Origin of the sequence: Microbacterium sp. 69-7, from assembly GCF_001897985.1 — a bacterium.
Classification (GTDB): Bacteria; Actinomycetota; Actinomycetes; order Actinomycetales; family Microbacteriaceae; genus Microbacterium; species Microbacterium laevaniformans.
In genome coordinates this window covers 1-7,305 of record NZ_MKRU01000109.1, presented here as the reverse complement: position 1 = coordinate 7,305, position 7,305 = coordinate 1, and the positions used below count along the sequence as shown (strand labels likewise).

General features: G+C 73.8%; 8 protein-coding genes. All 8 read left to right on the top strand.

Annotation, left to right across the window (positions count from 1 at the left end; translation table 11 throughout):
- On the top strand, positions 1 to 748 hold a 748-nt coding region (locus BGN98_RS13670), incomplete at its 5' end, for a uroporphyrinogen decarboxylase family protein (protein WP_288121692.1).
- Positions 745 to 2,229, top strand: coding sequence for an FAD-dependent oxidoreductase (locus tag BGN98_RS13665; RefSeq protein ID WP_288121691.1), 1,485 nt, complete (start codon positions 745 to 747; stop codon positions 2,227 to 2,229). The genes BGN98_RS13670 and BGN98_RS13665, both read left to right, overlap by 4 nt.
- 9 nt (positions 2,230 to 2,238) lie before the next feature.
- A complete protein-coding gene (gene hemQ, locus BGN98_RS13660; RefSeq protein ID WP_288121690.1) occupies positions 2,239 to 2,925 on the top strand; it encodes a hydrogen peroxide-dependent heme synthase in 687 nt (228 codons plus the stop codon).
- The gene (locus tag BGN98_RS13655; protein ID WP_288121689.1) at positions 2,925 to 4,157 is read left to right on the top strand and encodes a ferrochelatase; all 1,233 of its coding nucleotides are present in this window, start codon (positions 2,925 to 2,927) and stop codon (positions 4,155 to 4,157) included. The genes hemQ and BGN98_RS13655 overlap by 1 nt, the downstream gene beginning before the upstream one ends.
- A complete protein-coding gene (hemC, locus tag BGN98_RS13650) occupies positions 4,154 to 5,125 on the top strand; it encodes a hydroxymethylbilane synthase (RefSeq protein WP_288121688.1) in 972 nt (323 codons plus the stop codon). Before BGN98_RS13655 ends, hemC begins: the two co-directional genes overlap by 4 nt.
- Positions 5,122 to 5,904, top strand: a complete 783-nt coding sequence (locus tag BGN98_RS13645) for a uroporphyrinogen-III synthase (RefSeq protein WP_288121687.1) — start codon at positions 5,122 to 5,124, stop codon at positions 5,902 to 5,904. The genes hemC and BGN98_RS13645 overlap by 4 nt, the downstream gene beginning before the upstream one ends.
- On the top strand, positions 5,901 to 6,896 hold the full coding sequence (hemB, locus tag BGN98_RS13640) for a porphobilinogen synthase (protein WP_016464632.1): 996 nt from the start codon (positions 5,901 to 5,903) through the stop codon (positions 6,894 to 6,896). The genes BGN98_RS13645 and hemB overlap by 4 nt, the downstream gene beginning before the upstream one ends.
- Positions 6,893 to 7,305: aminotransferase class III-fold pyridoxal phosphate-dependent enzyme (locus BGN98_RS13635; RefSeq protein ID WP_288121686.1), on the top strand; the 413-nt coding region annotated here is incomplete at its 3' end. The genes hemB and BGN98_RS13635, both read left to right, overlap by 4 nt.

Below are 7,305 nucleotides of genomic sequence, written 5' to 3'. Positions count from 1 at the left end.
CGTGGAGGAGCGCGGCGAGGCGGTCGTCGAGGCCGTCCAGCGCACGGTCGCCATGCTGGCGGAGGAGGGCGAGCAGCGCGGCGAGCCGCTGCCGCTCATCGGTTTCGCCGGCGCCCCGTTCACCCTCGCCGCCTATCTCGTGGAAGGCGGCCCGTCGAAAGACCACCTCGGCGCCCGCAGCCTCATCCACTCCGACCCCGCGGCCTGGGCCGACCTCACGGCCTGGCTCGCGGAGGTGACCGGGCGCTTCCTCGCCCTGCAGGTGCGTGCCGGCGCGAGCGCCGCGCAGCTGTTCGACTCGTGGGCCGGAGCGCTCGCTCCCGCCGACTACCGGCGCGCCGTGCTGCCGGCATCCGCGGCCGCCCTGGAGCCCGTTCGCGCGCTGCGCGGCGAAGGTCTCGATGTGCCCCTGATCCACTTCGGCGTCGGCACCGGCGAGATCCTCGCCGACATGGCGTCGATCGGCGTCGATGCGATCGGCGTCGACTATCGCGTCGACCTCGATGACGCCGTGACCCGCATCGGCCGCGATCTCACGGTGCAGGGCAACCTCGATCCCGCGCTGCTGTTCGCCCCCGAGGATGTGCGTCGCCGGGCGGCCCACGCCGCCCTCGCCTCGGGGCTGGCGGCGCGAGCACATGTCTTCAACCTCGGCCACGGTGTGCCGATGAACACCGACCCCACCGTGCTCACCGACCTGGTGCGCACCGTTCACGACTGGCGCGCACCCGCGGAGTCCGCGCGGTGACCACCTCTCGTACGAGCGCGCCGGCAGCCGCGACCGGCGCCGATGTCGTCGTCGTCGGCGCCGGTATGGGCGGGCTCGTCGTGGCACACGAGCTGGCGCGTGCCGGACGTGACGTGGTCGTGGTCGACGCGGCGGAAGAGGTGGGCGGGCTGCTGCGCCGCGGCACGCTCGCGGGGGTCGACATCGATCTCGGCGCGGAGTCGTTCGCGACGCGTACCGATGCGGTGGCCGCTCTCGTCGCGGATGCCGGGCTCCCGCTCGAGCTGGTCGCGCCGCGCCCCCAGGGAGCCTGGCTCGCCGTCGCGACGGATGACGGCGTGCGCCGCGCTCGCCTGCCGCGGCGGACCGTTCTCGGCATCCCCGCCGATCCCGATGCCGACGACGTCGTCGCGATCATCGGCGCCGACGGCGCCGCCCGCGCGCGCGATGAGCGACGGGTGCCCACCATCGCCGACGCCGAGCCGTCGCTGTACGACCTGGTCGCCGAACGTCTCGGTGTCCGCGTCGCCGATCGGCTTGTCGACACGCTCTGCCGGAGCGTCTACTCGCGACCCGCCGCCGAGGCCCGCTTGTCGCAGCTGCACCCCGGTCTGTGGCGCGAGTTCGTTTCCCGCGGCTCGCTTCTCGAGGCCGCGGACGCGATCGCGACCGGGCAGCGCGCCGGCGCCGCCGTCGGCGGCATCGCAGGGGGCATGTGGCGCCTTCCGACGGCGCTCGCTGAGGCCGCGGAGGCCCACGGTGCGAAGATCCGCACCGGGGTCGCGGTGCGTGCTGTGCGCTCGGATGTCGAGACGGTCACCGTCGAGACGACGAGCGGATCTCTGTCGGCGCGTCAGGTCGTGATCGCGACGGGCCCCGCGGAGGCGGCGTGCCTTCTGGCGGGTGCGGGCGTTTCGACGCGCTCCGCTCGCTCAACGACCGGGAGCGCCCCCCGGTCGTTGAGCGAGGAGCGCAGCGACGAGTCGAAACGCGCATCCGCGCCGACGGCGGCGGCGGTCCGCCTCGTCGCGGCGGCCATCGCCCACCCCGCCCTCGCCGCCGAACCCGTCGGCTCGGGCGTGATCGTCGACGCCGCGCTGCCGACGGCGGCCAAGGCCCTCACGCACATCACCGCCAAGTGGGACTGGGCGCGCGCCGCGACGCCAGACGGCATCCACCTCGTGCGGCTCTCCGCTCGCGACGCCGCCGCCGGTACGCTGGCCACGGCCGACGAGGTCGCCCGCGAGGTGTCGATCCTCACCGGCGTCGACGTGGCCGCGGCCGATGTCGTCGACCTGGTCGTGCAGGAGTGGACGGATGCCGTCGTCGGCGCCGCCGCGCCCGACGACCTGCCCGCGGGCATCCACCTGGCCGGGGCCGCCGCCGCCGGTACCGGCCTCGCCTCCGTCATCCCGCACGCCCGCGACCTCGCCGCCCGTCTCGACCGCGCGCTCGCGGCATCCCTCCCGTCGTCCTCCCTCCACACCCACCCGGTTTCCTAGGAGCACCGCATGACCGAACAGATCCCGCTCGGATACACCCTCTTCGCCGTCCTGGCCGGCCCCCGTCCGCGGGTGGCGCCCGACGCCGCGGCGATCGCCGAGCTGTCCGCCGCCGTCGACGCGGTCACGGCCGGCGGCGTCAGCGTGCGCGGCCTGTACGACGTCACCGGCATGCGGGGCGAAGCCGATCTCATGATCTGGCTGCACACGACGCCGGGCGCGGTCGATGACCCTGCCGTGCTCCAGAAGGCGCTGCGGGCCCTGCGCCGCACCGGCGTGCTGCAGGCGTACACGGCCGTCTGGACCGCGATGGGGGTGCACCGTGAGGCCGAGTTCAACAAGCGTCACGTGCCCGGGTACCTGCGCGGGGAGAGCGCGCGCGGCTGGCTGTGCCTGTACCCGTTCGTGCGCAGCTACGAGTGGTACCTGCTGCCCGAGGAGGAGCGCGCCGGCATGCTCGCCGAGCACGGCCGCAAGGGCGCCCGCTTCACGGAGGTCGTCGCCAACACCGTCTCGACCTTCGGACTCAGCGACTACGAGTGGCTGCTGCCGCTGGAGAGCGACGACCCGATCCACCTCGTCGACATGATGCGCGATCTGCGCGCCACGGACGCCCGGCGCCACGTGCGCGAGGAGGTCCCGTTCTACACGGGACGGCGCCTCGAGCTCGACGAGCTGGCGGAGGTGCTGAGCTGATGGCCGAGAACATCGCTCCCCGCTCCGCCGAGTTCCGTCCCAAGCCGCCCCGTGCGAGCGCCGCTCCCGTCTGCGGCGACGGATGCCGCGTGCCGGCCGCCACGGCGGCGACGTGCGCCGGCGATCCGCACGTCACCGTCCCCGTCGCCTACGACGGCGTGCTGCTGCTCGGCTTCGGCGGCCCCGAGGGTCAGGACGACGTGATCCCGTTCCTGCGCAACGTCACGGCGGGCCGCGGCATCCCCGACGAGCGCCTCGAAGAGGTGGCGCACCACTACCGTCACTTCGGCGGGATCTCGCCCATCAACGAGCACAACCGGGAGCTGAAGGCGGCACTGGATGCCGAGCTCGCCGTCCGAGGGATCGACCTGCCGGTGTACTGGGGAAACCGCAACTGGATGCCCTACGTCGCCGACGCACTGCAGGACGCCCACGACGCCGGGCACACGCGCCTGCTCGCGATCGCGACGAGCGCCTACAGCTCGTACTCGTCGTGCCGTCAGTATCGCGAGGACCTCGCCGACGCCGTGGAGGCCACCGGGCTCAGCGGCGCCGTCGAGATCGACAAGGTGCGTCAGTTCTTCGACCACCCGGGCTTCGTCACGCCCTTCGCCGAGGGCGTCGCCGACGGCCTCGCGCGCCTGCACGAAGGCGGGTTGGTCGACGACGAGATCGAGATCCTGTTCTCGACCCACTCGATACCCAACAGTGACGCCGACCGTTCCGGTCCGCCCGAGCGCGGCTTCGGCGCCGGAGGCGCGTACGTGGCACAGCACACGGCCGTCGCCGAGACGATCATGTCGCGACTGGGCTCCTCGTGCGCCTGGCAGCTCGTCTTCCAGAGCCGCTCCGGCCCGCCGCAGGTGCCGTGGCTCGAGCCCGACATCAACGACGCGATGGCCGAGCTGCCCGCCCGTGGTCGCAAGGCCGTGCTCATCGTGCCGCTCGGCTTCGTCAGCGACCACATGGAGGTGCTCTGGGACCTCGACACGGAGGCGATGGAGACGGCCGACGAGCTCGGTCTCACGGCGATCCGCACCCCGACTCCGGCGACGCACCCGGCGTACGTCGCGGGACTGGTCGACCTCATGGTCGAGCGGCTGAACGGCACCGCCGCGGCCGACCGCGCGCACGAGACGGACCTCGGACCCTGGTACGACGTGTGCCGTCCCGGATGCTGCGAGAACAAGCGACTCGGCTTCCAGCCGGCACTCGCGGGGATCGCGCCGTGACGGTGACCGACGCCGCCGCACCCGCGCCGCTGCGACTCGGAACCCGAGCGAGTCTGCTGGCCACCACGCAGTCCGGCCACGTCGCCGACGCCCTGCGGGCGGCGACCGGCCGCGAGGTGGAGCTCGTGCCGATCACGACCGCGGGCGACGTGCTCACCGGGCCCCTCGCGCAGCTCGGCGGGACCGGCGTGTTCGTCGCGGCGCTGCGTGAAGCGCTGCTGCGTGACGAGTGCGATCTCGTCGTGCACTCGATGAAGGACCTTCCCACGGCCGACGTCGCGGGCCTCGCGATCGGAGCCGTCCCGCCGCGGGCTCCCGTGGCTGACGTGCTGTGCGCGCGCGATGGCCTCACGCTCGAGGCGCTGCCGCACGGCGCCGTCGTCGGCAGCGGGTCGCCGCGCCGGGTCGCCCAGCTCCTGCGTCGCCGCCCCGACCTGCAGGTGCGCGGCATCCGCGGCAACGTCGACACGCGACTGCGCAAGGTCGACGAGGGGGAGTACGACGCGATCGTGCTCGCCGAGGCGGGTCTGACCCGCATCGGCCGCACCGACCGGATCACCGACCGCTTCGACGCCGACAGCTGGCCCACCTCTGCCGGCCAGGGAGCTCTCGCGGTCGAGGTGCGCGCGGATTCCCCGGTCGCCGCCGAGATCGCCGCCATTACCGATGCGGATGCCGAGATCACCGCACTCTGGGAGCGCGCCGTACTGCGGCTGCTGGAGGCCGGGTGCGCCGCGCCGGTCGGCATCTCCGCCCGGCGCGCGCCGGACGCCGTCACGCTGATCGCGGAGGTCTACGCCCTCGACGGCGCCCGCACCGTCCGGGTCGCGCACTCCGCCGACCCCGCCGAACTGGCGACGGCGGCCGGGCGCGCAGCGCAGGCCGGTGTCGTCGTCACCGCGCTGATGGATGCCGGGGCCGCCGAGCTCGCCGAGCTCGGTCCGCGACCCGCGGGAGACCCGCGGTGACCGCACTCGCCGGCGCGCGGGTGCTCGTGCCGCGCGGCGGCGCGTGGGGCGAGCACGTCGCGGGTGAGCTGACGCGTCGGGGCGCCGAACCGGTGATCGCGCCCCTGATCCGCACCGCCCCACCCCGCGACACGGCCGCGCGCGACGCCGCCTTCGGCCGGCTCGCCGACAGTGACTACGAGTGGCTGTTCGTCACGAGCGCCGCCAGCGTCGAGCAGCTCGCGCTGTTCCTGTCGGCGAGCGGACGCGCGTTGCCGACGTCGTTGCGGGTCGCGGCGGTCGGTCAGGCCACGGCGCGCGCCGTCACCGAGCTGGGTGCGAACGTCGACTTCATCCCGCTGGGGCGCTCGTCGGCCCACGCGATGATCGCGCAGTGGTGCGCGGCGCACACGGCGTCCTCGACCGGGCGCTGCCTCGTGGTTCGCTCCGATCTCGCCGGAGCTGTCGTCAGCGATGAGCTGGAACTTCGCGGCTTCGCCGTCGACGTGTGCATCGGCTACCGCACGGTCGGCATCGATCTCGCCGCCGACGTGGCTGCCGATCTCGCCGCCGGCCGCTTCGCGATCGTGCTGCTGACCTCGCTGAGCGTCGGACGCGAGCTGCGCCGACAGGTCGGGGCGCTGCCGGCATCCACCCTCGTCGCCTCGATCGGTCCGGGCACCACCCGCGACGCGGAGCGCCTCGGCTTCGTCGTCGGTCACACCGCGCGCACACAGAGCATCGACGCCCTCATCGCCGAGCTCGACACCCTTCCCCGACTCCAGGAGGTCACCCGATGACCGCGTTCCCCGTCCGCCGCCTGCGCCGCCTGCGCCAGAGCCCGGCCCTGCGACGCCTCGTCGCCGAGACCGACCTGAGCCCGCGCCGGCTCGTCCTGCCGGTGTTCGTAAAGGAGGACATCGCCGAGGCGCAGCCGATCGCGAGCATGCCCGGGGTACACCAATACCCCCTCGCCCGCCTCGCGGCTGTCGTCGAGGAGGCTGCCGCCGCCGGCATCGGCGGCATCATGCTGTTCGGCGTTCCCGCCGTGCGCGACGCCGTCGGCAGCGGCGCGACCGACCCCGACGGCATCCTCAATCGCGCGATCGCTGTGGGGGCCGCGGCGGCGAAGGGACGTTTGACGGTGCAGGCGGACCTCTGCCTCGACGAGTTCACCGACCACGGCCACTGCGGTGTGCTCGCCGCCGACGGGTCGGTCGACAACGACGCGACCCTCGAGGTGTACGCGCGGATGGCGCTCGCCCAGGCCGAGGCCGGCGCCGACATCCTCGGTCTGTCGGGCATGATGGACGGCCAGGTCGCCGCGTGCCGAGCGGCGCTGGATGCCGCGGGGCGCAGCGACGTCGTGATCCTCGCCTACTCCGCCAAGTACGCCTCGGCGTTCTACGGTCCGTTCCGCGACGCCGTCGAGTCGACCCTCACCGGCGACCGTCGCACCTACCAGCTCGACGCCGCCAACGGCCGCGAGGGCGTGCAGGAGGCCCTCGCCGACATCGACGAGGGCGCCGACATCGTCATGGTCAAGCCCGCGGGCCCGTATCTCGATGTGCTCGCCGAGGTCGCCGCCGTGTCGTCCGCGCCGGTCTGGGCCTACCAGGTGTCGGGGGAGTACGCGATGATCGAGCACGCCGCCGCCGCCGGTGTCATCGACCGTGAGCGTGCGATCGGGGAGAGCATCCTCGGCATCCGCCGCGCCGGCGCCGAGGCGATTCTGACGTATTGGGCGATCGAGGTCGCCGGCTGGCTCCGAGAGGGACGCGCACTCGCATGACCGACACCAACGACGCCCTGTTCACCCGTGCCCGCGCCGTCATCCCCGGTGGCGTGGATTCGCCCGTGCGCGCGTACGGCTCCGTCGGCGGCACGCCGCGCTTCCTCGTCGAGGCCGCGGGCGCGTATGTGACGGATGCCGAGGGCCGCCGCTACGTCGACCTCGTCGCCAGCTGGGGCCCGGCGCTGCTCGGCCACGCCCATCCGGAGGTCGTCGCCGCCGTCCAGGCCGCCGCCGCGCGCGGACTGTCGTTCGGGGCGCCGACCCCGGCCGAGGCGGAGCTCGTCGAGGAGATCGTGCGACGGGTGCCGGCCGTGCAGAAGGCGCGGCTGGTCTCCACGGGCACCGAGGCGACGATGACCGCCATCCGCCTGGCGCGCGGCGCCACCGGCCGCGACCTCCTCATCAA